26 protein-coding genes and 1 tRNA gene are annotated in these 23,173 nt (G+C 61.2%); 11 read left to right on the top strand and 16 right to left on the bottom strand.

Annotation, left to right across the window (positions count from 1 at the left end; all coding sequences use genetic code 11):
* Positions 1-41: 41 nt before the first annotated feature.
* The gene (locus tag ACQ66J_RS07690; protein ID WP_430431138.1) at positions 42-2,096 is read right to left on the bottom strand and encodes a response regulator; all 2,055 of its coding nucleotides are present in this window, start codon (positions 2,094-2,096) and stop codon (positions 42-44) included.
* A 220-nt stretch (positions 2,097-2,316) separates the two neighbouring features.
* On the opposite strand from ACQ66J_RS07690, the gene ACQ66J_RS07685 reads away from it, so the two are divergent.
* From ACQ66J_RS07685 to ACQ66J_RS07660, 6 genes are all read left to right on the top strand, one after another.
* Positions 2,317-3,078, top strand: coding sequence for a cysteine hydrolase (locus ACQ66J_RS07685; RefSeq protein ID WP_430431137.1), 762 nt, complete (start codon positions 2,317-2,319; stop codon positions 3,076-3,078).
* A 122-nt stretch (positions 3,079-3,200) separates the two neighbouring features.
* Positions 3,201-3,611, top strand: a complete 411-nt coding sequence (locus ACQ66J_RS07680) for a nuclear transport factor 2 family protein (protein ID WP_430431136.1) — start codon at positions 3,201-3,203, stop codon at positions 3,609-3,611.
* 32 nt (positions 3,612-3,643) lie between these two features.
* Entirely contained in the window at positions 3,644-4,306 is a 663-nt protein-coding gene (locus tag ACQ66J_RS07675; protein WP_430431135.1) for a hypothetical protein, read from the top strand.
* A gap of 26 nt (positions 4,307-4,332) precedes the next feature.
* On the top strand, positions 4,333-5,682 hold the full coding sequence (locus ACQ66J_RS07670) for a dihydrolipoyl dehydrogenase family protein (protein ID WP_430431134.1): 1,350 nt from the start codon (positions 4,333-4,335) through the stop codon (positions 5,680-5,682).
* A gap of 29 nt (positions 5,683-5,711) precedes the next feature.
* A complete protein-coding gene (locus ACQ66J_RS07665) occupies positions 5,712-7,238 on the top strand; it encodes a PAS domain-containing sensor histidine kinase (protein ID WP_430431133.1) in 1,527 nt (508 codons plus the stop codon).
* On the top strand, positions 7,235-7,864 hold the full coding sequence (locus ACQ66J_RS07660) for a response regulator transcription factor (protein ID WP_430431132.1): 630 nt from the start codon (positions 7,235-7,237) through the stop codon (positions 7,862-7,864). Before ACQ66J_RS07665 ends, ACQ66J_RS07660 begins: the two co-directional genes overlap by 4 nt.
* Here ACQ66J_RS07660 and ACQ66J_RS07655 read toward each other — a convergent pair.
* The 7 genes from ACQ66J_RS07655 to ACQ66J_RS07625 all read right to left on the bottom strand — a co-directional run bounded on the left by ACQ66J_RS07655 (position 7,857) and on the right by ACQ66J_RS07625 (position 12,399).
* Positions 7,857-8,276 (bottom strand): DUF1330 domain-containing protein, encoded by a 420-nt coding sequence (locus ACQ66J_RS07655; RefSeq protein WP_430431131.1) that lies wholly within the window; start codon positions 8,274-8,276, stop codon positions 7,857-7,859. The two genes, ACQ66J_RS07660 and ACQ66J_RS07655, sit on opposite strands and share 8 nt — an antisense overlap.
* 62 nt (positions 8,277-8,338) lie before the next feature.
* Entirely contained in the window at positions 8,339-9,094 is a 756-nt protein-coding gene (locus ACQ66J_RS07650) for an SDR family NAD(P)-dependent oxidoreductase (protein WP_430431130.1), read from the bottom strand.
* A 48-nt stretch (positions 9,095-9,142) separates the two neighbouring features.
* Entirely contained in the window at positions 9,143-9,586 is a 444-nt protein-coding gene (locus tag ACQ66J_RS07645; protein ID WP_375547705.1) for a response regulator, read from the bottom strand.
* A 49-nt stretch (positions 9,587-9,635) separates the two neighbouring features.
* Positions 9,636-10,568 (bottom strand): bifunctional methylenetetrahydrofolate dehydrogenase/methenyltetrahydrofolate cyclohydrolase FolD, encoded by a 933-nt coding sequence (folD, locus tag ACQ66J_RS07640; RefSeq protein ID WP_375547706.1) that lies wholly within the window; start codon positions 10,566-10,568, stop codon positions 9,636-9,638.
* Entirely contained in the window at positions 10,565-10,918 is a 354-nt protein-coding gene (locus ACQ66J_RS07635) for a DUF167 family protein (protein WP_430431129.1), read from the bottom strand. Before ACQ66J_RS07635 ends, folD begins: the two co-directional genes overlap by 4 nt.
* A complete protein-coding gene (locus tag ACQ66J_RS07630; protein ID WP_375547708.1) occupies positions 10,890-11,204 on the bottom strand; it encodes a YggT family protein in 315 nt (104 codons plus the stop codon). The genes ACQ66J_RS07635 and ACQ66J_RS07630 overlap by 29 nt, the downstream gene beginning before the upstream one ends.
* Positions 11,205-11,292: 88 nt before the next feature.
* Positions 11,293-12,399, bottom strand: coding sequence for a sensor histidine kinase (locus ACQ66J_RS07625; RefSeq protein ID WP_430431128.1), 1,107 nt, complete (start codon positions 12,397-12,399; stop codon positions 11,293-11,295).
* 112 nt (positions 12,400-12,511) lie between these two features.
* Between ACQ66J_RS07625 and ACQ66J_RS07620 the strand changes: the two genes are divergently transcribed.
* Positions 12,512-12,587, top strand: a tRNA-Ala gene (locus ACQ66J_RS07620).
* Positions 12,588-12,605: 18 nt separating this feature from the next.
* Here the strand turns inward: ACQ66J_RS07620 and ACQ66J_RS07615 are convergent.
* A complete protein-coding gene (locus ACQ66J_RS07615) occupies positions 12,606-14,678 on the bottom strand; it encodes a [FeFe] hydrogenase, group A (protein WP_430431127.1) in 2,073 nt (690 codons plus the stop codon).
* Between the two features lie 158 nt (positions 14,679-14,836).
* Positions 14,837-15,655, bottom strand: coding sequence for a MipA/OmpV family protein (locus ACQ66J_RS07610; RefSeq protein WP_430431126.1), 819 nt, complete (start codon positions 15,653-15,655; stop codon positions 14,837-14,839).
* Positions 15,656-15,756: 101 nt separating this feature from the next.
* On the opposite strand from ACQ66J_RS07610, the gene ACQ66J_RS07605 reads away from it, so the two are divergent.
* Entirely contained in the window at positions 15,757-16,215 is a 459-nt protein-coding gene (locus ACQ66J_RS07605; protein ID WP_375547712.1) for a hypothetical protein, read from the top strand.
* Between the two features lie 13 nt (positions 16,216-16,228).
* On the opposite strand, the gene ACQ66J_RS07600 is transcribed toward ACQ66J_RS07605, so the two are convergent.
* Positions 16,229-16,522 (bottom strand): 4a-hydroxytetrahydrobiopterin dehydratase, encoded by a 294-nt coding sequence (locus ACQ66J_RS07600; protein WP_430431125.1) that lies wholly within the window; start codon positions 16,520-16,522, stop codon positions 16,229-16,231.
* A gap of 135 nt (positions 16,523-16,657) precedes the next feature.
* Here ACQ66J_RS07600 and ACQ66J_RS07595 point away from each other — a divergent pair, with 135 nt between their 5' ends.
* Entirely contained in the window at positions 16,658-16,930 is a 273-nt protein-coding gene (locus ACQ66J_RS07595) for a histidine kinase (RefSeq protein ID WP_375547714.1), read from the top strand.
* On the opposite strand, the gene queG is transcribed toward ACQ66J_RS07595, so the two are convergent.
* The 4 genes from queG to ACQ66J_RS07575 are packed head-to-tail and all read right to left on the bottom strand — an operon-like array spanning position 16,927 to position 20,509.
* The gene (gene queG, locus ACQ66J_RS07590; protein WP_430431124.1) at positions 16,927-18,057 is read right to left on the bottom strand and encodes a tRNA epoxyqueuosine(34) reductase QueG; all 1,131 of its coding nucleotides are present in this window, start codon (positions 18,055-18,057) and stop codon (positions 16,927-16,929) included. The genes ACQ66J_RS07595 and queG overlap by 4 nt on opposite strands.
* A 4-nt stretch (positions 18,058-18,061) precedes the next feature.
* Positions 18,062-18,805: a hypothetical protein gene (locus tag ACQ66J_RS07585; protein WP_430431123.1), complete on the bottom strand. Its 744-nt coding sequence runs from the start codon at positions 18,803-18,805 to the stop codon at positions 18,062-18,064.
* 14 nt (positions 18,806-18,819) lie between these two features.
* Entirely contained in the window at positions 18,820-19,497 is a 678-nt protein-coding gene (locus ACQ66J_RS07580; RefSeq protein WP_430431122.1) for a glutathione S-transferase family protein, read from the bottom strand.
* Between the two features lie 31 nt (positions 19,498-19,528).
* Complete coding sequence (locus ACQ66J_RS07575; protein ID WP_430431121.1) at positions 19,529-20,509, bottom strand: cation diffusion facilitator family transporter; 981 nt, start codon at positions 20,507-20,509, stop codon at positions 19,529-19,531.
* A gap of 101 nt (positions 20,510-20,610) precedes the next feature.
* Here ACQ66J_RS07575 and ACQ66J_RS07570 point away from each other — a divergent pair, with 101 nt between their 5' ends.
* Positions 20,611-21,411 (top strand): undecaprenyl-diphosphate phosphatase, encoded by an 801-nt coding sequence (locus ACQ66J_RS07570; protein WP_430431120.1) that lies wholly within the window; start codon positions 20,611-20,613, stop codon positions 21,409-21,411.
* Positions 21,412-21,428: 17 nt separating this feature from the next.
* On the opposite strand, the gene ACQ66J_RS07565 is transcribed toward ACQ66J_RS07570, so the two are convergent.
* The gene (locus tag ACQ66J_RS07565; protein ID WP_430431119.1) at positions 21,429-22,175 is read right to left on the bottom strand and encodes a LolA family protein; all 747 of its coding nucleotides are present in this window, start codon (positions 22,173-22,175) and stop codon (positions 21,429-21,431) included.
* 148 nt (positions 22,176-22,323) lie between these two features.
* On the opposite strand from ACQ66J_RS07565, the gene ACQ66J_RS07560 reads away from it, so the two are divergent.
* The gene (locus tag ACQ66J_RS07560) at positions 22,324-23,112 is read left to right on the top strand and encodes a thioesterase family protein (RefSeq protein ID WP_375547720.1); all 789 of its coding nucleotides are present in this window, start codon (positions 22,324-22,326) and stop codon (positions 23,110-23,112) included.
* Positions 23,113-23,173 lie beyond the last annotated feature (61 nt).

The following is a 23,173-nucleotide window of genomic DNA, read 5'->3' as shown; positions in this document are numbered from 1 at the left end:
TGCGGGCGCGCATTGCGCTTGCGAACCCTATGGGGTCACGGTCAAGCGGGATGGGACTGTTTCAGACAGCGTTCGCAAGCCGCGATCAATTCATCTTCGATAATGGGTTTGGGGATGTAGTCATCCATGCCCATGGCGAGGAACCGTTGGCGTTCCCCCTGTCCGGCATGGGCGGTCAGCGCGATGACAGGCACTTGCGCGCCCGCCTCGTTCATGGCGCGCAAACGCTTGAGCGTTTCTTCCCCCGACATGACCGGCATGCTGGCGTCCAGCAGCACCAGATCAAAAGGCTGGTCTGCAAACAAATGAAGCGCTGCAGTCCCGGAAGCGGCTTCGGTGACTTCAGCGCCTGTCGGCTCCACCATATAACGCGCAACCATACGGTTGATGTCATTGTCATCCACCAACAGTATGCGCGCGCCTGCAAGCGTGGCCGCGCCAGGATGCGATGCGTCAGCATGCGCCGCGATGATCGGTTCATCCACACGCATGCCCGCCATCAAGGTCAGTGTGAAGCACGCCCCGTCGCCAGGCTGGCTCTCAATCGTCACATCGCCGCCCATACGCCGCGCCAGCTCGCGGGTGATCACCAGACCCAGGCCTGATCCCACGCTTTTTTGCGAACCCGCATCCCCGTCGCCCTGCTCGAACCGGTTAAACAGCTTGTTCACCTCAGCCGGTTCAAGACCAGGACCTGTATCCTTAACCGAGACAGTGATGCGGCACTGGCCCTGCGACACAGGCCGGGCATAGGCATGCAAGCTAACGCCGCCTGTGTGCGTGAATTTGATCGCGTTGGATAAAAGATTGAACACACACTGGCGAAAGCGTGTCTGATCCAGCTCCACGCTGGCGGGCAACGCGTCGATCTGTTCGTCCAGCGTGAGGCCCTTCTCCTCAGCGCTCGGCCGGAACAGCATGCTGACCTCTTTCAGCAAGCGTGTCGGATCCGTGGCCTCGGGTTCAAGCTGGAACCGGCCCGCCTCCAGACGTGACAGATCCAGGAGATCATTGAGGACTCGCAAGAGCTGGTCGCCCGTCACTTTCAGCAGCTCGACCTTGTCGTGCAGCGCTGGCTCAAGCTCTGCTTCCGACAGGACCCGCACCAACCCCAGCATGCCGTTCAATGGCGTGCGCAATTCATGGCTGACATTGGCGACGAACTCGGTTTTCGCCTCGCTGGCTCGCTCCGCGGCGCTTTGCGCATCTCGCGCGCTCCGCGTCAAAGTCCGGGCGTTGAGCACCAATTCAGCAACGACGATGTAATTGGCGAGCGCATAGATCAGCGCCTGTTCTTCAGGCGTCCACTCATGGCGCTCTCCCTTTTTGCAAATGCTCAAAACGCCGCTGACGCTGTGCTCTTGCAAGATGGGAGCGGCGAGCACAGCGCCCTTTGAAACCGGATGCAGCGCCTGCCCCAGCGCTCGGGCGTCATCGTGTGCTGCGTCGATCTCCGCCGCATCGATATAGGCGCCTTGGCTGGCGAACCGAAAAGCGGCGGGCGCCTTATGCTCGGTCAGTCGCGGCGCATTGAAAATTTCGCCCTCTGTCGGACTCCAGACGCAGTGCGGGCGCAAGGCGGTGTGATCCTCTGAAAACAGCCACAAGCCTGCTTCATCCACATCCAGAGCTGCAGCGAGCCGCTGAACCACCTGACGCGTCATATGGTCGTAATCCCACCCCTTGTTGAGATGGTCCTGCGCCAGTTCGCGTTTGAGCTGATTGAGCTCGCGCGAGCGATCCAGGGTTCGTTGCAAGCTTTGCTCGGCCGCCTTGCGCGCCGTGACCTCGCTGTCGACGCGCCGCAGAAGCGGCAGCCACCGGAAAAAGCCGACGCTGATCAGAAACAATCCCACGGCGTCGCCGATATAGGACACGCCTTCGATCCAGTCGTGGACCGGTTCAAGCTGACCGGGCGAATACGGTACGAAACCGTTTGAGGAATCAATGAGGGCTGAAGCACCGATCACCAGCAATCCGCCGACGATGAGCTGACTGCCGCGCCGCAACCGCGCCATGTGACGCAGGTTCAAAAACAGGATCGCACCCGCCGACAGGCTGGTTATGGCGATCAGGATTTCAAACAGACCGCTCAAACGTCTCTCCCTTTAAGCGTCAGTAGAGCAAAACGAGGTAAAGATCGCGTTGCCGACCTTGCCCCCCGCCTTCTGACACGCCGCGTATTCCAGAGTAAGCAATTCCCCTTACGCACTAAAACGAATTATGCGCGCGCCTGTCCCTGCGTATCTGTTGTCCCAGAGCAAACATCCTCCTCCCCCCGGAGACCTCCTTGCTCGCAGACAAAGGATACGGACCATGCGTGCTTATAAAACTCTCTCCCGCACCGTGCTGACCGGCGCCGCCGCCGGTGTCGCGCTGTTCACCGGCCAGGCCCTGGCGCAACTGCCCGATCCGGGCATGCAGATCGAGCGCGGCGTCACCGCCCTGGTCGTCACCGATCCGCAGAATGATTTCCTCAGCCCGGATGGCGTCACCTGGGGCGTCGTCGGCCAGAACGTCACCGAAAACGGCACGGTGGAGAATATCGGCCGCCTGTTCGAGACCGCCCACGAGGTCGGCATGCCGGTCTTCGTCTCGCCGCACTATTACTACGAGCATGACCATGAATGGCGCTTTGAAGGCGCTCTGGAAGCGCTGATGCACTCCATCGGCATGTTCGATCGCGCCGGCCCGCTCGATCTTGAAGGCTTTGAAGGCTCGGGCGCAGACTGGCTGGAAGAGTATCGCCCGCATATCGAGCATGACCACACCGTGGTGACCTCGCCGCACAAGGTCTATGGCCCTGAAACCAACGATCTGGTCCTGCAATTGCGCAAGCAGAATGTGGACCGCGTGATCCTGGCCGGCATGTCCGCCAATCTGTGCACCGAATCCCATATGCGCGAGCTGATCGAACAGGGCTTTGAAGTGCTGGTCGTCACCGACGCCACCGCCGCCGCCCAGGTGCCCGGCTATGACGGCTACGCCGCCGCCATGACCAATTTTCGGATGATCGCCAACCATGTGGGCGACACCGATGAAACGGTCGGCGCCATCACCGCGGCCTATAGCCGCTAACCCGATCCCCGTCCTGAATGTCTGCCCCTCCACGAGGGACGGGTCCTAAGAGGGTCCGGCGGTCGTCCCCCATCGCCGCCGGGCCCTCATTTTGGCTCCAAACTACAAGAACAGAAAAGACAATGGCCACCCAACTTCTCCCCCCGTTCACCGAAGAGACCGCCCGCGCCAAGGTGCAATTTGCAGAAGACGCCTGGAACAGCCGCGACCCTGAACGCGTCGCGCTGGCCTATTCAGAAGACTCCGAATGGCGCAATCGCGATCAATTCTTCAAGGGACGCGCCGCCATCAAGGCCTTCCTGCGCGAAAAATGGTCCCGTGAGGATCAGTACAAGCTCAAAAAAGAGCTATGGGCCTTCACCGGCAACCGCATCTCCGTCGCGTTCTTTTACGAATGGAAACAGACCGAAACCGGCCAATGGTTCCGCTCGCACGGCAATGAACAATGGGAGTTCGACGCGGACGGTCTGATGCGCCGCCGCGAATCCAGCGTCAACGATATTGCGATCAAGGAGGATGAGCGGCGGCTCTAGCCTCCGCCTCCCCCCGTTTCCGGGAGTAGATCATGACCCGTCCCGCCCGCCCGTCCGACACGGAATTTGAGCGCACATATCGGCGCTGGATGCTGATGCATGGGCTGACCCTGCCGCTGGCCGGGGCGCTCTATGCGCTGGTGTTGATCACGCTGTACGCCTTGAGCGTCGAGACCCGCACGGCGGTCCTGAGCGCGACGTGCGTGGGCGCGCTGGGGCTGGCCCTGTCCGAGGGCGCCGTCTGGCTTGAGACCCATAACGGGCTTGATCGGCTGTTTCGCCGGGTGAACATGCGCGCCTCCATCGCGGCGGAACGCCTGGCCCGCGATGACGATCAATACGTGATCGAAGGCGTTCAGGACGTGGTGTTTGAATGGCGCCATGTGGAGGTGATCCAGCGTGACCGGGACTGGGCGGGACTGTCTCTGGCCGCCCTCAATCTGTTCAGCCTGGCCGCCGGACTGGCGCTGAGCGCCGGCCTGATCCGGTTCTGGGGCTGGGCGAACATCGCGCCCTTCAGCCTTCTGACCCTGGCGTCCGCCGCCGCCGGCTTCGCGCTGGCGCGCAGCGTGATGCGGTATCACTGCTTCACCGATCGAAACTTCGATCCCACCGACATTTTGCAAACCCGGCTTCTGGATCTGCTGTCCGAAGTCAAAGCCCTGCGTCGCGCTGGCGTGCGCAGCTCGGCCTGACCCCACACACATTGCGAGACTGACCCATGACCCATCACTCAGACCTTCTGGTTCTCGGCACTGGAAACGCCGGCATGGCCGCCGCCGGAGTCGCTCATCGCGAAGGCAAATCCGTCACCTTGATTGAATCGCGTGATGTGGGCGGCACCTGCGCCATTCGCGGCTGCGTGCCCAAGAAAGTGCTGGTCGCCGCCGCCGCCAGCCTCGATGTCATCGCCCGTGCGGGCGAACACGCCATAACCACAGGCGAGGTCCAGCTCGACTGGCCCGCCCTGATCCGGCGCGAGCGCACCTTTGTGGACGGCGTGCCGGACATGTTCAAATCCTCGATCCTCAACCGCGGCATGACGCTGGTCACGGGCAAGGCGGTCTTCATCGGCCCGAACGCCGTCGAGGTGGAGGGCGAGACCTATACGGCTGACAAGATCGTCATCGCCACCGGATCCGCGCCGGCAACCCTGCCGATCAAGGGCTGGGTGCATACGGTGACCAGTGACGACTTGCTGACGCTGGAAGCCTTGCCTGACGAAGTGGTCTTCATCGGCGGCGGCGTCATCGCGCTTGAATTCGCCCATGTCCTGATCCGCGCCGGCGCTCGGGTGACAATCCTGGAAGCGGCGCCGCGGGTCCTGCCGCGTCTTGATCCGGACATGGTGGATACGCTGGTGGAGTACACCCGCAGCCTGGGCGTCACGATCCATACGGGCGTCACGGTCCAGTCCATTGAACGAGACGATGACGCCTTTCTTGTCGAGACCGTCATCGGCGATGAAACCGTCTCGTTGAACGCCGATCTGGTGGTCAATGGCGCCGGGCGTCGTCCAGCGGTTGAAGCGCTGGATCTGGAAGCAGGCGATATCAAAGCAGATCGGGGCCGGATTGACGTGGACGCCCATTTGCGCAGCGTCTCCAATGAATGCGTCTATGTGGCGGGAGACGCGCTGGCCACCTCGCCGCAGCTCAGCCCGGTCGCCAGTTATGAAGGCCGCATTGCGGGCGAAAACGCCATTCTGGGCGCTGATGCGAGGCCGGATTATTCGACAATCCCGTCAGCTGTTTACACAGTCCCCGCCATCGCCAGCGTCGGTCTGGATGAAGCCGCCGCCAAGGCGGCAGGCCATAATCCGGTCGTGAAAATCAATGATCTGCGCGACTGGCGCTCCGCCAAGACTTACGCCGAAGCCCTCGCCTTCGCCAAAGTGCTGATTGATCCGGAAACCGGTCTGATCTTGGGCGCGCATCTGGCCGGGCATGGCGCGGAAGAAGTGATCCATCTGTTCACGCTCGCCATGAAGACCGGTTTGACGGCGACCGATCTGGCGACGATGACCTATGCGTACCCAACCTTCTCGTCAGACCTGAAGTTTCTGGTCTAGAACTATCGGCTGGGGGGAAAGGATCGCGCATGTCAGACACAGACCTGAGCAAAGGTGAGAATCCGGCTGACCTGTTCCGCCGCCAGCGCGATCTCATCTTGATGGCGTCTGGCGACGGGATTTACGGGATTGATGTCCAAGGCATCTCAACTTTTGTAAACCCCGCAGCGGCGCGCATGTCAGGCTATTCAGTGGACGAGATGCTCGGGCGCAACCTGCATGAGCTGGTGCATCATTCCCATGCCGATGGTCGACACTTCCCCAGCTGTGAATGCCCCATCCATGAAGCAACGCGCGACGGCAAGATTCACCGCATCTATGATGATGTATTCTGGCGTAAGGACGGTACGTCTTTCCCTGTGGAGTATGTCAGCACGCCCATCTGGGATGATGGCCGGATCGCAGGCGCGGTGGTGTCGTTTCGCGATATCACCGAGCGCAAACGCGCCGAGCAGGATTTGCGTGATAGCGAACAGCGCTACCGCGCCATGTTTGACGGCTCTAACGCCGCCGGCTTCCTGATCGACGCCGAAACCTGCTTCGTTCTCGACGAGAACAAGCAAACCTGCGCGCTGTTTGGATATAGCGAAGCGCAATTACGGCTGTTGCGCGCCGAAGACCTGTTTGTGGGCGCCCCCGGTGAGATCCCGGCCTTCTGGCGTAAGGTTCAACGCGAGGGCGCGGCGGAAACCGAAACGCCATTCGCCGTCACAGCTGAAGGCGACCGCATTCCGGTGCGCTTGTCCGCCAGCCGCATCCGCTACGCCAACCGCACAGGCCTTCTGGTTCTCGCCACGGATCTGAGCGTTCGTCGTGAGATTGAAGCGCGCGCGCGGGCGCTGCAAAGCGAGCTGCACCATGTCTCCCGCGTCAGCGCCATGGGGGAAATGGCTTCGGCCATGGCTCATGAGCTGAACCAGCCCTTGTCGGCGGTGATGAACTATCTCGCCGCCGCGCGCCGCCTCTCAAAAACCGAGTTCGACGGCGAATCGCGCACCCTTCAAATGGTCGAGAAGGCGATCTCGCAGGCGTCCCGCGCCGGTGAAATCATCCGCTCCTTGCGCACCTTCCTCGACAAAGGAGAAGCAGAGACCGAGTTCGCCAGCCCCTATGACGTGATCCATGACACGCTGCCCCTGATCGAGCCAGCAGTCACAGCCGCCGGATTGTCGCTGTCGTGCGAGCTGGATCCGGACGCGCCGCACACCTTGTTGCAGCGGGTGAACATCCAGCAGGTCCTGCTCAATCTCATCCGCAACGCCGCCGAAGCCATGAGCGAACAGGCGCAGGGCGTCATCAATGTGGCGTGCTGGAGCAGCAATGAGCAGATCTGGGTCGAGGTCGCCGACCAGGGCCCCGGCCTGTCGCAAGACCAGCAGGCGAAACTGTTTCAGCCCTTCAACACCAGTAAATCCGATGGCATGGGCGTGGGTCTGTCGATCTGCCATTCCATTATCTCAGACCATGACGGCGACATCCATGCAGAGAACCGCCCCGGTGGCGGAGCGGTCTTTCGCTTCTGCCTGCCCGTCATTACGCCAGGAGACCGAGCATGACTGATATTTCCCCCCTCGTGTACGTGGTTGATGATGACGCCGCCGCCCGCGAATCCCTGGAAGCGCTCCTGCTTTCCGCCGGTCATGAGGTGAAGACTTTTGACAGCGGCGAAGCCTTTCTGGCCGAGTATGCGCCTGACTGGGCGGGGTGCGCGGTGCTGGATGTGCGCATGCCGGGCCTGTCCGGGCTTCAGGTTCAAGAAGAACTGAGCGCTCGCAATGCGACCCTGCCCGTGATCATCGTCACCGGTCATGGAGATTTGCCCATGGCGGTGCGCGCCATGCAGGCTGGCGCGCTCGACTTCATTGAAAAGCCGTATGAAGAAGAACGCCTGTTTGAAAGCGTCGAGCTGGCGCTGCAAGCAGGCCAGGAAAAAGCCGAAGCCAGCCAGGCGCTGGCGTCCCTGGCCGAGCGTTTTGAAAACCTCACCCCGCGTGAGCGCGAAGTGCTGATCGAAGTCGCCGCGGGTCACCCCAACAAAGTGGTCGCTCACAAGCTGGGCATCAGCGCCCGAACGGTGGAGATTCACCGGGCGCGCGTGGTGGAGAAGATGCAGGCGCGAAGCCTGTCACATCTGGTGCGGATGGCGATGCAGCTAGGGCTCCTCAAGGAAGGCCTCAGCTGAATTCAGAGCTCAGCTCCAACGGAGTATGGCGCACCAGACGGCTGTCGAGCACGGCGGCCTGACGGTGCGGCACGGCTTCGCCCTGGTAGACGGGGTCCGTCACCATCTCCAGAAAAGCAGCGGCGTTGGGATAGGCGGCGACAAAAGACAGATGCCAGCGCTCATCGGACGGACCGATCAAGGTGAGTTGCGGCGCACCGCGCCAGACAATCGTGCCGCCCACGCGTTGAAAAATCGGTCCAGACGTTTTCCCGTAAGTCTTGTATGCGTCAAACCCGCTCACATCGCGCCCATCGGGATAAGCGGCTTTCTCACGCAAGCGCAACAGGTTGAGCATCTGAATCGGTTCGTCGCGCGGCAAATCCTTGAACAGTGCGAACGCCTCGCGTGCGGGGTCGATGTGTCCGGTCATGATGTCCTCCCTGAATGCGTCAGACAGGGAGGAAAACCGCTCTTGATGAAAAGCTCAAGCGCTTAAGGGTCGATAATGTCGCCGGCCCAGTCAAAAACGCAGCCGCTCTGCTCAGCTGTCACCTGATCGACGACCTGCAGCAAACGTCCCGCGCTGTACTCGGGCGTGAACAGCTTTCCCTCAGGCACATTGCCCTGAAACGGCTCTGACAGGGACGTGTCCACCGTACCAGGGTGCAATCCGATGCAGGCGGCGTGCGGGCGTTTGCGCGCCAGCTCTATGGCGCAAGTTTTCAATATCTGGTTCAGGGCCGCCTTGGACGCGCGGTAGCTGTGCCAGCCCCCCAGACGATTGTCCGATATGGAGCCAACGCGTGCTGACAGGGCTGCGAAAACAGCCTTCTCCGGAGCGGTTTTGCCGCCTTTCGCCAGCGTGTCCAGCGCGCTGCGCGCCACCAGAGCCGGGCCGAGCGTATTGATTTTAAACACGTCCTTCATGTGATCAGCATCAATCTGGCGCCAGGATTTTTCAGGCCCGCGCCCCGCGTCATCCACCAGCACGCCGCTGGCGACGATCACGAGATGAAGCGGACCCTGTTCAGCAGCCGCCAGGACCGCGTCTTCCACTGACTGCGGGTCATCATAGTTGATGGACAAGGACTGAGCGCCTGCGATGTCGACGCCGGACCGGCTGGCGGCGAATACCTCCGCACACCTTGGATGATCCACAAGCTGCGTGGTTAGAGCGCGCCCCACGCCACCGGATGCGCCCACGATCAGGGCGCGGAATCCCTCTGGAAATGTCGCTAAATCAGTCATGGATCGGCAAATAGGCTGCGCGCCTACTCCATCCAGCATGAGACCAGATCAGATCTCGTAAGTTCCTGATGAATCATCCAGAATAACACTTGTACTTGGACCCTGGGCGATACTTTTCACCCAGAACAGCAATTCATGGCTCTTCTCGTCGAGATCCTTGTTCAGGAAATCATTCTTGTCGAGAAACTTCACCTGATCGCCGCTGCTCTGCAGGTCGATACCCGCTGAGCCGCTGAGCACCAGAATGGGCGTGCCCTTCGCCTGACGCTCCAGCAAATTCACCGTTTCGCTGGGCTGGGTGGAATCAGGCAAACGCAAATCGGCGATGATAAGGTCATATGTCTTGCGAGAGAGCTTGAAGCGGGCGTCACGCAGCGTCCGGACGACCTGAAGCTCCATGTCATAGCCGCCTGCATCGCACAGCGCGTGCTGGAGCAACATCGCGTCTGCGAAGTCATCTTCAACATGAAGAACAGACAAACTCTGCGGCATCACTCTCTCCCGTTGGCACTAAACTACTGGATGCATGATTAAGCAGGTTTTAACCCGGCAAAACATCTTTGACGCTGTCCGGTACGGATACTTTAGCACGCCTGGCTGCAGCGGCGACCGTATTCGCAAGCAGCATGGCGATCGTCATCGGACCCACGCCCCCAGGCACCGGCGTGATGAAACCTGCGGTTTCAATGGCCTGATCAAAATCCACATCGCCCACAAGACGGCTTTTGCCCGCCTCGCCCTCAACGCGATTGATCCCCACATCGATGACACAAGCGCCGGGCTTGATCCAATCGCCTTTAACGAGATTGGGACGCCCAACCGCTGCGATGACAATGTCGGCCTGCCGGCAGACTGCGGGCAGGTCCTGCGTGCGCGAATGGGCCAGAGTGACCGTGCAGTTTTCCGCCAGGAACAACAGCGCCGCCGGCTTGCCCACCAAGATCGACCGTCCGATGACCACCACGGACTTGCCCGTCAGATCGCCCAGCGCCTGTTTGGCGAGGAACACGCTGCCTGACGGCGTGCAGGGCCGCATGCCGGGCGCGCCCAAGACCAGGGCGCCGGCGCTTTGAGCGGTCAGCCCGTCCACATCCTTATCTGGGCGGATAGTCTGGACGACTTCAGTTTCATCAAGGCCCGCCGGCAATGGCAACTGGACCAGAATTCCGTCGACCCCGTCGTCTGCGTTCAAGGCCTGCACCAGAGCGACGACGTCGGCCTGACTGACGTCGGCAGGCAGGCGATGCTCCACCGAGCGCATGCCCGCGGCTTCGGTGCGGCGGCCCTTATTGCGTACATAGACCTGGCTGGCGGGATCATCTCCCACCAAAACAACGGCCAGACACGGCGGACGGCCCAGGGCGGCTTCAATCTGACGCGCGCCGTCTGCGGCGGCGGCGTCAACGGCGGCGGCGGCGGCCTTGCCGTCAATCAGCTTGGCGGCCGCGTCAGAGGACGTGATGATGTCGGTCATGGAGCGGGGTCATGAAGCATGGCCGTGACGGCGTCAAGCAGCGCCTTTGTCTCACCAGACTCAACCCACAGGGTTTTCTCACGCTGGGTGGAGCCGCTGACCACGCTGACTGCGGATTTGGCCACGCCGAGCGCTTTGGCCGCCATCGCGCACAGCTCTGTATTGGCGGCGCCCTTGTCCGGCGCGGCGCGCACTTTCGCCGTCAGACGCACCCGTCCGTCGGCGCCCTCGCGAACGCCTTCAAATCCGGCGCGTGACGCTTTGGGCTGAACCCTGACGAACAGGCGCACGCCGCCCTGTTGCGCCTGAGCGGGTAGGCCGCTAGGCGAGACGGGGGAAGATTTGTCCAAGGATCAGCCAGTTGCGCACGAACATGATCAACAACAACAAGACAAGCGGCGACAGGTCCAACCCGCCCAGAGGCGGCAGAAAATTACGGATCGGACGCAGCAACGGCTCGGTGATGGTGCTGGTCAGCCGCCAGATGGTGCTGACAAGCTGATTGTGCGCGTTGACCACGTTAAAGGAGATGAGCCAGCTCAGGATCACCCCCACAAAGATGACATAAACCAGCAATTGCAGCGGGATCAGGAGGAACAGGTAAACCAGGACCTGCGCCAGAGACATGTGTTCCATGGATATCAGCGCTCGCGTTCAGAACTCTCTTCACTGGGTGCTGGTCTAGCCTTCACCGGCCCGCGCTGACAAGCGGCTTCGGTCGCCCTCAAGGCGCAGCGGGCAGCGTGAACACAAACCGCGCCCCGGCGTCATAGTCCGGATCATGCCAGATTCGCCCGCCCGCAGCCTCGACAATCTGTTGGCAGAGCGCCAGTCCCAGCCCGACGCCCTCTACAGGACCGGAAGACATGCGGAACAGGACGTCGAAGATCATTTCGCTTTGGCGCGGATCGATACCAGGACCTTCATCCTCGATAACGATCTCCACCCACCCGTCTTTGGCGTCCCGCGCATAAACCCTGATGACCGGCGGATCCTTGGAGAACTTCAACGCATTCTCGACCAGGTTATGCAAGACCATCGAGACAAGCTGCTCATCCCCCCAGACAGACGGCATGGGCGCGACTTCGATCACCGCTTTATGGCTCTCGATGTCCAGCTCCAGCTCCTTGCGAACCGAAACGAGACTGTCGCGCAACTCGAGCCGGGAGGGCGCATGCGTCGCACTGATCGCGCGCACGTACTCCACAAGGGCGTCGGTCAAACTCTGCATCCGTGTCACGGACGTGTTCAGACGCTCCAGATAGTCACGACCGGCAGGCGTGAGCTGGGCGCCTTCCTCACGCTCGATCAAGCCCGCGAACACTGAAATATGCCGCAGCGGAGCGCGCAAATCATGCGACGCAGCCGCGGCAAAGCGCTGCAGCCCCTCATGCGTTCTATCCAGCTTCGCCTGCAAAGCCTGAAAATCGGCGCGACTGACCATGTTGACCGGCGTCAGTCGCCGCTCCTGCGCCATGGCCAGCATTTGCGGCAGCCAATACCAGAGCAGGATCGCGCCACACAATCCAAAGGCCGCGCTGAGCAGATGCACCACAGCATCGAGACGCGGATGAGGCATGCCCACTGACAAAAGGCCCGCCAAGTGCGCCAGCCCGGCCAGAGACGCCAGGACGATCACAATGCGCACCATTTTCAGGCGCAGCAGTTTCTTGTTTCGACGGATTTGCCAGATCAGCGTGCCTGCGATCAGGGCATAGGCGCAGAACACCAGGGCGTGCGTCAGCATATGAAAGACAAGCGGCTCCGCTTCGTCTCCCATGCCGAACTGATGAAGCAAGGCTTCACCGAAAATTCCTGTCCCCTCACCCATGGCGCATGTTTTATAACGAAGTACCGTTTACGCAAACGTCAATCATCCGCCACGTATGTCGAAATTCTTGACAAGATCAGGCGAGGTTCTTACCTCACGCCCACTCTGGAACGGGGCCGTAGCTCAGTTGGGAGAGCGCGTCGTTCGCAATGACGAGGTCAGGGGTTCGATTCCCCTCGGCTCCACCAGATTTTTCCCAAGCCCATTCAATCGGCATGCCGCACCAGCGACCTGATCAATGGTGTGGATGGCCCCTCCCGCTGGACCGCTTCAAGCTCGAGTTCAAACCGGCAGCGTTGACCATCTGGCATGACGACCCTGAGGTCGTCGCCATCGGCCGCTGAGGCCATTTGATGCCGCAAAAATGCCGGGCCGTATCGCCGCGGCGGCAAACGGGATGCAATCAAAGCCTCAATCTTATCCGAGCCCTGAACATCACCAAAGTGCGACGCTGTGGACCAGGACCCATCAGGATGAAACAACGCTGCCGCCGCGCGCCCGTCTCGCCGGTCGACGCAGTCCAGAAACCGCATCAAAAGCGCCCGTTTGGAGCGTCTTTCGGCATATCGGGTGTGGAGGAGGGCCTGGGCGGCCGCTGAATTGGGGCGCCCCAGCTGTTTGTCATAGAGCGTCTGAACGTCGGGATTTTCAAAAGAGCGGCGACGCGGCGCCTGTCCATCCACCGCATAAATCGCCTGAGCGCGTTTGGTCAGCACGTCTGGATCCATGGATTTCGGCTCGCCGCCACCGCCCAGGCAGCCGCCGACGCACGCCATCACCTCAATCGCCACATAGTGTGTGCGCCAGTCATCTGTTTGCAGCATGCGCTGCGCTGCGGCGATGCCGTTGCAGACGGCGACCGCGCCGACACCCGGGACCTCAGCGGTCTTCACGCCTGCATGCACGCCGCGCAACGCCCGCCATTCCAGTGTTGGCGCACCGTCTGGATCCACAAGGTGCGCGGCCGTGCGCGCCATCGCCTCCATCACGCCACCTGAAGCCCCGAAGATTTGCGCCGCGCCCGTACTGTCACCCAGCGGATTATCAAAGACGCCGTCTTCATCCAGAGCGCCGAAAGCGATGCCGCGCGAGCGGATCATCCGGGCCAGCTCGCGCGTGGTCAGCACATGGTCCACATCGCCAGACTGGCCCGGGCGCGCCGCCTCGTCTTTCTTGGCCGTGCAAGGCATGACGCTGACCACATAGGGTTCTTTGGCGCCGTCGGCGTATTCGGGGCCCAGAGAGCGGGCGAACAGGCTGCGCTTGGACAAGGCGCCATGCATTTGTTGAGGAGACTTCGTGGTGCTTAGATGCGGTAACAGGTCAGGCCGGTGCAATTCCACCCAGTTCACCCAGCCCGGACAACAGGAGGTGAAAAGCGGCAGGTCTGTCTCGGCCTTCACCCTGGCAAGAAGCTCTGAACCCTCTTCCATGATCGTCAGATCCGCCGCGAAATTAGTGTCAAACACATAGTCAAAGCCCAATTGCCGCAAAGCGTTGATCAAGCGACCGGTGCTGATCGTCCCGGGCTTGAAGCCGAACTCTTCGCTGATCGCGATCCGCGTCGCCGGCGCCACCTGAACCACAGACACTTGCTGACGGGAATCGAGCCGCTTGAGCACCTCATGCCAATGCGGCGCCTCGATCAGCGCCCCGACCGGGCATACAAGCGTGCACTGACCGCAGGAAATGCAATCGGTCTCGCTTAAAGGCTGATCAAAAACGGTGACCGGCCGACGCTCTTCCCCCCGATCGGCGAACCCGATCACATTCAGTTGTTGCCCCGGTTCGCCGCAGGCCTCCGCGCACAGACCGCACTCAATACATTTGGACAGATCTCGCCAGATGCTTGGCGAGGTATGATCGGTCAGGTCAGGATCATGGGCGTCAGGCGCCTGACCCGCGGATGCAGGCCAATGCGTCTCCCATTCATGCTCGCGCACCAGACGCTGGAGCTGGCAAGCACCGCTCACCTCGCAATGCAGGCAATCATTGGGATGGCGCGCCAACAGCCATTCGGCGTTGGTCTGGCGAAACGCGCGCAGGGCGTTCGTTTCTGTTTCGATGACATCGCCATCTTTGACCACAGTCGTGCACGCGGGCTGAGGATTGGGGGCGCCTTCGATTTCAACAAGACACATGCGGCAGACGGCATGAGCCGGCAGGCCCGGATACCAGCACAGTGTCGGAATGGACACGCCCGCCGCACGCGCTGCGTCAAGCACGGTCAGTCCGGCTTCACCCTCAGCAACACGTCCATTGATGGTCAGCGTAATCATGCGAGCCTTCAGAAGCGTTATATAACCCTTCTGAGTTTACGGGATTGTGACTCACTGCGCCATGCCCGTCTTATTCAGGCGCGACCACTCATTTTGAATACAAAAACGCCCCTGCAGACCGGTCTGCAGGGGCGTCCAAGACTGTCTGAAGCCTGTTTCTAGAACCGCCGTCCCAGCGCCAGACCCAGGAAGACCTGATCTTCACTGCCGCGCTCGGTCACAATCGGACTGTCGGCGTAATCGCCCAGAAGCCGCGAATAGCCCGCAACGCCCGTTACAGACCAGTTGCGCGAGACAGAAACGTCCACAATCGCGGTCAGACCCACATCCCGCACGCCGCCTTCAGCGGCATACAGAGACAGACCGGTCGCCGCCGCGTCCACAGCATCCACCGAGAACAGAGTGTCAGCGTAATCATCGGAGAAACCGCTGGCGGACAGCGACAAAGCCGCAAACACGCCGCGCGAGACCATGACGCCATAATCCGCCGAAGCGCTCCAGGCGAGGCCGTCAAAATTGCCCAGGGCGTCCACACCCAGATCAACGCCGAGGCCGAAGCGGTCACGCTCGGTCAAAACGCCTTCCGCGACCGTGAGGCGCGCATACCCGCCTGCAATCAGGGAGGAGTCCACGTCGCGCATGCGATCTACGATCTCGTCTTCCACATCATCGCGGCCGCCCGACCAGCGCACATAGGCGCCAAATTCCCACGGCCCGGTCTCGTACAGATTGGCGGCCAGACCCGGCCCCTGGGTCCGAAACTCAACCCCGCCCAGCTCGAAACGCGCCGCACCGAAAGGAATGACCCGATAATCGTCAGAGCCGGCGTAATCGGGCAGCATCGCCGCGCCGGCGGCGATGTAATTGGTCGGCACGGGACTGGCTTGCGACCCTTCGGCGATTTGAGCCTGAGCCGCGCTCGCTCCCGTCAGGGCCAGTGCGCCCACAACCAGTGCTGATGCGAAATATGTATTCATTCCATTCCCCCTCAGGGCGTGAGCGTTTGCAACCCTAGCGCCTGCTACGCCAACTCAAAAGACCATACTGTTTCTTTACCTCGATGTGTCATTACGAAGGTATGAAAACTCTGGATCATATCCTGCGTCTGCTCGCGGTGTGCGCTCTGTTCTGCGCTGCGCCCGCCCATGCTCTGGGCGGCGCTCCGGCAGCGCCCGCCCCGGAGGCGGCGCCCGAAGAAGCGCTCGGACGATCGCTCAGCCACGCGCGCAGTTATGTCCGGATAGAGCCGATCCGGGCCTCGGTGCAAGCTGATTACCGCATGCGTGGTTTGTTGCAGGTGGGTCTGGCGCTGGATGCGCCGCACAGCCGGACGCGCCAGACCATCGCCGAACGCCAGCTCTGGCTGCGCGATGCGTATTCCCAGGCCATGCTGATGTATTCGGGCCGCATGTATCGCTGGGGCGACATTCCCGACGCAGACGCCATCGCCCGCCTGCTGCAAGCGGAAACCGACCGCCTGATCGGGCCGGGACAGGCGACGGTCGTGCTCGATACTGTGATCATTCACGCCAATTGATCGCCTAACGCTATCAAGCGTTCAGGATAGCAGCGCGCTCTTCGATAAAGCGCGCCAGCTCCACATCCAGTTCGGTGACGCCACCGGCGTCATGGGTCGAAAGCGTCACATCCACAGTGTTGTAGACATTGAACCATTCTGGATGGTGGTCCATCTGCTCCGCCTTCATCGCGACCTGGGTCATCAAGGCGAAAGCGCTTTTGAAATCAGAAAACTTGAAGACTTTGCGCACCGCGTCGCGATCCTCAACCGCCGTCCAGCCGTCAAACTGCCTGAGAAAAGCGTCTGCGCCGATCTTGTCCGCCATGATGTCCTCCTGAGCTGTCGTGGGGCAAGCTGGCCTCAAACGGTCCGCGCTTCAAGGGCCAGACCCTGCGTTTACGAAAAATGAGGGGGTCAGGGCGTACACATAACCTCCTGATTGCAATTCACGGAGGCGGACATGACGCGCTATCTGGTGTCTCACGAGAACCCGACCGGCCGAAAGCTGGAAGACATCCTGATGGAGCTGCGGGCCGATGTACTGACCCGCTGCACCAAGATCTCCAGCGATGAACGCCCCGAAGCCCTGCATGTGCTGGCCAATAACGTCAAAGTGCTCGATCACCTCACCGAAGCGATCGAGTTGGCGCAGGATTCAACCCAGCTTTTGAACCGCGCCTTTGGCCCCAGCGAAGCGGACAAGGGCGGCCCGCCGCGCATCGGCGAAGCCTAGACCTGCATCCATTCCGCAGCGACGTCTGGATCGAGCTCCGCGTCGCTGCGTTGCGCTTTCTCGGCGGCGAAGCGCTCGGCGTCCAAACGTGCCAGCGCCCAGATCGCCGCGCCGCGCACCAGCTCTGACGGATCGTCGAGCAAGACAGCGGCCCGCTCCGCCAGCGCTGGATCGCCCGAATTACCAAGAGCAATCAAAACGTTGCGGACAAATCGATCCCGGCCTATCCGTTTGATCGGCGAGCCCCTGAAGAATTCCCGAAACCCGGGATCATCAAGCTGAACCAGTTCTGCGAGCTTGGGGCCGGTCAGGGCCTCGCGCGGATGAAACGCGGCCTCGGAACTGGCTTGCGCGAACTTGTTCCACGGGCAGACCGCCAGACAATCGTCACAGCCATAGATCCGGTTGCCCAGGGCGGCGCGAAACTCGGCCGGGATCGGGTCTTTATGCTCAATCGTCAGATAGGAGATGCAACGCCGCGCATCGATCTGATAGGGCGCTGGAAACGCGTTCGTCGGGCAGATGTCGAGACACGCCCGGCACGAGCCGCAATGATCGGTTTCCGGCGCATCGGGCGTCAGCTCAGCCGCGGTCAGCATCACCCCCAGAAACAGCCAGCTGCCATGGGTGCGGCTCACCAGATTGGTGTGCTTGCCCTGCCAGCCGAGCCCGGATTTATGAGCGAGCGGTTTTTCCATCAAGGGCGCGGTGTCGACAAACACCTTCACGTCCTCCCCGGTTTCACGATGAAACGCGCCGGCGAAGCGCTTCAGGCGCTTTTTGAGGATGTCATGATAATCCTTGTTCTGGGCATAGACGCTGATCGCGGCCTGGTCGGTGCGCTCCAGGATCTCCAGCGGGTCGTGCTCGGGTCCGTAATCAAGGCCGACCACCACCGCTGATTTTGCATCGGGCCACATGGCGGTGGGATGGGAACGTCGCTCCAGCGTGTCTTCCATCCACGCCATCTCGCCATGGCGCCCGTCCTCGACGAATTCGCGTAAGCGCGCGCCAGCCTCCCAAGGCTCATCAGCGCGGGTGACGCGAACGACCGAAAAGCCGGCCTCCAGCGCCAGGGCCCTGACTCGCTCGGCCTGATTGGTACGCGTACTAATATTATGATGCATAGCGCTAATTCGCTTTTTGCGCTCTGTTCGAAAGTTTCGTGAGAGAACTGATCAAAGATGAGTATCCAGAAATCGCATCAGTATAATTCTTAAAAACGCTAGGAATGTTGGAATGCTCCGGCCAATAAGAAATTATGTCTATGAATTGTGTATTCTTTCCTACAATATCATTCATTATATTTGTCGACGCGGACAAACCTAACATTCTAACGTCAATAAATATGATTCCACTCATACTATTTATTATTTCTTCATCAATGCCGCCGGTATTTTGCGATATTTCTATAAAATTCAAGCCGAAGTTTGAGGCTATATTTTTTATGTTAATATCAACATGGGTGCCAATGGAATTAAAATTCGTCTCGCTCAATACCATGTTGGATTCTTCACTTTTAGAAGCGGAAGTAATTGTAGAGTATCTAGCAATATCATCTAGCATTCTTTTAGCAGCGGACTCATGATCAATTAGTTTGGACCGGAGGCTTTCAACTTCCGTCTTGATCATCTTCACGCCTTCCTCAGCCGCCTGGGATGCCTCCTTATGGTAAGTCGCTTCGAGTTCTTTTCTTAAGTTTTTTAATTCAGCTCTATTGAAAACACTGATCAATGCCGCAGCAATCACTACTGCAGCACCGGCAAATCCGGCAATTAATGTGTATAAAGATTGCAGATACTCTCGATGCGCCCGCGCCTCTGCCGTGAGCGCTTGCACTAACTCCAAAGCCAATTGTCCTTCGGAAGCAGCCATAGGTACACGCTAGCCTAGAAATCCAGATCCTGATAGCCATCCACTGGCGGGCATCCGGGCAGACGATCCGCCAGGACGGCGCGAAAGGCGGGGCGGCATTTGATGCGCTGATACCAGGCCTTGGCGGCGGGAAAATCATCCCACGGCACATCGCCCAGATAATCCACGCACGACAGATGCGCGGCCGCGACCAGATCGGCCAGCGTATAGCGCGGCCCGGCCAGCCCGTCGCGCTGGTCCAGGAGCCCGCACATATAATCGAGGTGCCAGCGCAGGGCGTCCCGCCCGATACGGATCGCCTCCATGTCCGGCGCGCCCAATGACTGCACCCGCTTTTCGAGCTTTTCGTGCAGCAGATAGGCGTTCACCTCGGCGGAGAACTTCACGTCAAACCAGGCCGCGAGGCGCCGCGCCTCGGCGCGATCGGCCGGCCCGCCCGGCAAGAGCGGCGGCTCGGGATGGGTTTCCTCAAGATATTCCAGGATCGCCCGGCTCTCGCACAGGGCGGTGCGGCCCTTTTCTGTCTCTTCGACCAGAACGGGCGGCAGGCCCGTGGGGTTGAGCGCCAGCAAGTCGTCAGGCGCGTCCCAGAAGCGTTGGTACTCCGTCTCGAAATCGAGCTTCTTCTCCGCCAGGGCGAGGCGGACCTGTCGGGACCAGGGGTCGAGGGGCCAATGGTGCAAAATACGCATGGCGACACCCTAACGCGGTTCGCGATACGGCTTAAGCCGGTTCATCGGCTGGACCTGCACTCGCCGGGTCTTCTTCATCGAAATAGGCGTTTCCATGAGGCGCGGCGCGGCCCTTGGGGTCAGGATGAATGAGCACGTCCGCCGCCGGATAAGCCATCATCACCCGCGCTTCCGCCGCCACCAGGATCGCATGCGCCTGGGTGAGGGTGAGATCGGGGTCGAGCTCCATATGCATCTGGATATGGATGAAGGGGCCAGAGGCGCGCGTGCGCAGATTATGCACACCCAATACCCGGTCATCGTCACCGGCGAGGGCGAGGATCTGTTCACGCTCTTCGTCGGGCAATTCATGGTCCATCAGGGAGCCGATCGCATCGCGACCGACCTCAAACGCCGTCCAGAACAGCCAGAGCACGACGATAAAGCCCATGATCGGGTCGGCGCGCTCCCACCCCGCCAGCGCCAGAACAAGACCGCTGATGATCACCACATTCGAGCCCAGATCGGCGAAATAGTGCGCGCGGTCGCCCGACACGGCCAAGGAGCCGGTCTGCTTGACGGCGCGGGTCTGCATATAGACCAGCCCCAGGGTCATCACGATTGACAGGCCCATCACTCCCAGCGCCAGAGGCCCAGCGTCAATCGGCTGAGGATTCTGGAAGCGATTCCACGATTCATGGATCAGATAGCCCGCTGACAAGGCCACCAGAAGCGCTTGCAGCAAGCTGGCGAGCGCCTCAGCCTTGCCATGACCATAGCGATGTTCCTTGTCCGCCGGGCTCGCCGCATAGCGCACGGCGAAAAACGTCGTCAGGGACGCCACCAGATCGAGTCCTGAATCCGCCAGGGACGCTAGCATGGCGACCGAACCCGAGGCGATCCAGGCGGCCAGCTTGGCGATCACCAGCGTCAACGCCACCATGACCGACAGGCGCGTGACGCGCCCGGTGATGAGTTGCGCCTCGGCGGGCGCGATCTTGCCCGGGCCTGCATCCAGCGCGTCATGCGCCATGGCGGTCTGTCCTTATCTGTTTTCCAAGAGGGATTGGCTCTTGGCGATCTGTTCAATCGCGCGCACTCTGCGCCGCGTCAATCGCGGGGGAGCGACGCATTATGGGTCTTCTACATCTCATTATTCTGGCGATCGTCCAAGGGATCACCGAATTTCTTCCCATCTCATCCTCCGCCCATCTCATCCTCGCACCGCAAGTTCTAGGGGACGCCGATCAGGGACCATTGATCGACGTGATGGCGCATTTGGGCACCCTGTTCGCGGTTCTGGTGTACTTCCGGGCCGATGTTGCAAACGTGGTCACCGGCAAGCTGGCGCTATTGCAAGGACGGATGACGCCGGGCGGCAAGCTGGCGCTGCTGATCGCTATCGCCACCCCGCCGGTGCTGATCGCGGGCGGCGGGCTTTATGTCTCCGGCATGGCGGATGCGTTGCGCGCGCCTTTGGTGATCGCCTGGGCGACGCTGATTTTGGCGCTGCCGCTCTGGCTGGCGGACCATTTCGGCAAACAGACGGTGACGACAGAAACCCTTAGCTGGCGCGGCGCGGCGCTGATCGGACTGGCGCAAATGTTCGCCCTGATCCCTGGCTCCAGCCGGTCGGGCGTGACCATGACCGCAGCGCGCGCCCTGGGCATGACGCGTAGCGAGGCGGCGCGCTTTTCCATGCTGATGGCCGTGCCGGTGATCGCAGCCTTCGGCCTTCTGGCCGTGATCGAGCTGGCGCGCGGCGCGGACTCCGCCCATTCATTGACAGACGGGCTGATCGTCGCCGTGCTGTCCTTCTTCGCGGCGCTCGCGTCTATCGCGGTGCTGATGCGGGTGGTGGACCGGTTGGGTTTCCTGCCGTTCGTGATTTACCGGCTGGGCCTGGCGGCCTTGCTGTTCTGGTGGGCGCTCTAGCGCCTAGCGGCTATTCCCTAGCGACCACGGCGGCGGCGATCATCGCCGCCCATCACGTCTTCATCATCCAGAATGAACTGGCGCGGGCTGATCCGCACGCCGGTTTCGATCTCGCTGAGGCGCACTTCGGTCATGCCGCCCATGGCGTCCACCGTGTACCAGCCCGCCAGCATCATCGCGTCAGGGGCGGCGTCCGGGTCTGCATCGTCAAACACCAGGGTCAGACGGCCCTGAATCTCGCCATCGGGATCTTCCAGCGTCACATAGAGACGGCCCTCATAGCGACCGGCGTCCTGAACCACGCCCGCACCGGCCAGATTAAGTTCGTCTTGAAGCAGAAACCGCAAGGGCGTCGCGCCGATGGGCGCGCGGTCAATGGTTTCGAGAGCGAAGTCAGCAATCGCCACCGTCGACCCATCCGCCACGACCAGCACCGGATTGGGATCATCATAATCAAACCGGGCGCGGCCGGGACGGTCGATTTCAAGCACGCCAGAGGTTTCAGAATTATCCGCGGCGATCTGGTCAAACCGGGCGCGCAAGGTGTCGAGCCCTTCAAGCCAGGCCTGAGCGCGCGCAGCGCCCGCTTCGGGGCTGATCTGGCCCGGCGCAGCCTCGACTGTTTGCGGTTCGGGCAGAGCCTCTTCAACGGCGACGGGCGCATCCGTTTGCGCGTCTGCAGCAGTGTCGAAAGGGGCTTCGGTCGCTTGAGCGCCTGTGAACAGGCTCAGCGCGGCGGAGAGGAGAAGTGCGGTCGTGTTCATACCGTCTGTCTAGACCCTGAATTGGGCGTGAGAAAGGCCGGAGCGTTCAGATTCACGTCAGACTTCAGCGGCCTGCTTGCACGCCTTGGCGGAACCCGGTCTTATGCCGCCCCGATTGAACAGCGTTCACTGCGACAGGATTGCGCCCATGTCCCTTGCTGAAATGATGACTGGGGCCCGCCCCACAGAGACCGGGTTCACGCTGGACGTGCCAGAGAGCTGGAAGCAGGGGCGGACGGTCTATGGCGGCCTGTCCGCGGCGCTCTGTCTTCACGGGGCGCTGCCCCATGCCGGCGGGCGTCCGCTGCGCAGCGCGCAGATCAGCTTTGTCGGACCCAGCGAGGGCGAAGTGGAGGTGACGGCTGAGAAACTGCGCGAAGGCCGCACGGCGTGTTCGGTGCGCAGCCGATTGACCAGCCAGGCGGGGATCGGGCTTGAAACCGTCTTCACTTTTTGTGGCGAACGCGAGTCCGCGCTGTCGCTTGACCCCGCGCCCATGCCCGAGCGCGCGACGGCGCCGAGCGCAGAAAGCGAACTTTTGACCTTCCCTGACGGTGCGCCAGGCTTCACCCGAAATTTCGACTTTATCTGGGCTGGGGGCGGCATACCGTTCCTGAACTCTGGCAAGGCGGTGGTGCGCATGTGGGCGCGCCACAAAGACAGCGCCTCACGCGATCATCCGCTGAGCCTGATGTGCCTTGGCGACGTGCTGCCGCCCGCGCTGACCCCGATGCTGAGCAAACCCACCCCGCTATCGTCAATGACCTGGATGATGGATCTGCTGACCGATGCGCCTGAAACCCGCGATGGCTGGTGGCTTCTGGAATGCCGCGCCGATCATGTGCGCGGCGGGCTGTCGACCCAGGACATGACCATCTGGAACACGGATGGCGCCTGCGTGGCCAAGGGCCGGCAGATGGTCACTGTGTTTGCCTGAGTGTTTGGATCTCATCGCCGACAACTGGCCAAGGCCCGACCTGCGCCCTATTTTGCCAGAT

It is taken from the genome of Oceanicaulis sp., from assembly GCF_965284345.1.
GTDB classification, from domain to species: Bacteria; Pseudomonadota; Alphaproteobacteria; order Caulobacterales; family Maricaulaceae; genus Oceanicaulis; species Oceanicaulis alexandrii_A.
The sequence above is the reverse complement of the archived record's forward strand: the minus strand, read 5'-3'. Positions and strand labels throughout refer to the sequence as shown.

Coding starts and splice junctions, on each gene's coding strand:
- ACQ66J_RS07685 (WP_430431137.1), top strand. CDS start 2,317: ATGCGTGCTTATAAAACTCTCTCCCGCACCGTGCTGACCGGCGCCGCC.
- ACQ66J_RS07680 (WP_430431136.1), top strand. CDS start 3,201: ATGGCCACCCAACTTCTCCCCCCGTTCACCGAAGAGACCGCCCGCGCC.
- ACQ66J_RS07675 (WP_430431135.1), top strand. CDS start 3,644: ATGACCCGTCCCGCCCGCCCGTCCGACACGGAATTTGAGCGCACATAT.
- ACQ66J_RS07670 (WP_430431134.1), top strand. CDS start 4,333: ATGACCCATCACTCAGACCTTCTGGTTCTCGGCACTGGAAACGCCGGC.
- ACQ66J_RS07665 (WP_430431133.1), top strand. CDS start 5,712: ATGTCAGACACAGACCTGAGCAAAGGTGAGAATCCGGCTGACCTGTTC.
- ACQ66J_RS07660 (WP_430431132.1), top strand. CDS start 7,235: ATGACTGATATTTCCCCCCTCGTGTACGTGGTTGATGATGACGCCGCC.
- ACQ66J_RS07655 (WP_430431131.1), bottom strand. CDS start 8,276: ATGACCGGACACATCGACCCCGCACGCGAGGCGTTCGCACTGTTCAAG.
- ACQ66J_RS07650 (WP_430431130.1), bottom strand. CDS start 9,094: ATGACTGATTTAGCGACATTTCCAGAGGGATTCCGCGCCCTGATCGTG.
- ACQ66J_RS07645 (WP_375547705.1), bottom strand. CDS start 9,586: ATGCCGCAGAGTTTGTCTGTTCTTCATGTTGAAGATGACTTCGCAGAC.
- folD (WP_375547706.1), bottom strand. CDS start 10,568: ATGACCGACATCATCACGTCCTCTGACGCGGCCGCCAAGCTGATTGAC.
- ACQ66J_RS07630 (WP_375547708.1), bottom strand. CDS start 11,204: ATGGAACACATGTCTCTGGCGCAGGTCCTGGTTTACCTGTTCCTCCTG.
- ACQ66J_RS07625 (WP_430431128.1), bottom strand. CDS start 12,399: ATGGGTGAGGGGACAGGAATTTTCGGTGAAGCCTTGCTTCATCAGTTC.
- ACQ66J_RS07615 (WP_430431127.1), bottom strand. CDS start 14,678: ATGATTACGCTGACCATCAATGGACGTGTTGCTGAGGGTGAAGCCGGA.
- ACQ66J_RS07610 (WP_430431126.1), bottom strand. CDS start 15,655: ATGAATACATATTTCGCATCAGCACTGGTTGTGGGCGCACTGGCCCTG.
- ACQ66J_RS07605 (WP_375547712.1), top strand. CDS start 15,757: ATGAAAACTCTGGATCATATCCTGCGTCTGCTCGCGGTGTGCGCTCTG.
- ACQ66J_RS07600 (WP_430431125.1), bottom strand. CDS start 16,522: ATGGCGGACAAGATCGGCGCAGACGCTTTTCTCAGGCAGTTTGACGGC.
- ACQ66J_RS07595 (WP_375547714.1), top strand. CDS start 16,658: ATGACGCGCTATCTGGTGTCTCACGAGAACCCGACCGGCCGAAAGCTG.
- queG (WP_430431124.1), bottom strand. CDS start 18,057: ATGCATCATAATATTAGTACGCGTACCAATCAGGCCGAGCGAGTCAGG.
- ACQ66J_RS07585 (WP_430431123.1), bottom strand. CDS start 18,805: ATGGCTGCTTCCGAAGGACAATTGGCTTTGGAGTTAGTGCAAGCGCTC.
- ACQ66J_RS07580 (WP_430431122.1), bottom strand. CDS start 19,497: ATGCGTATTTTGCACCATTGGCCCCTCGACCCCTGGTCCCGACAGGTC.
- ACQ66J_RS07575 (WP_430431121.1), bottom strand. CDS start 20,509: ATGGCGCATGACGCGCTGGATGCAGGCCCGGGCAAGATCGCGCCCGCC.
- ACQ66J_RS07570 (WP_430431120.1), top strand. CDS start 20,611: ATGGGTCTTCTACATCTCATTATTCTGGCGATCGTCCAAGGGATCACC.
- ACQ66J_RS07565 (WP_430431119.1), bottom strand. CDS start 22,175: ATGAACACGACCGCACTTCTCCTCTCCGCCGCGCTGAGCCTGTTCACA.
- ACQ66J_RS07560 (WP_375547720.1), top strand. CDS start 22,324: ATGTCCCTTGCTGAAATGATGACTGGGGCCCGCCCCACAGAGACCGGG.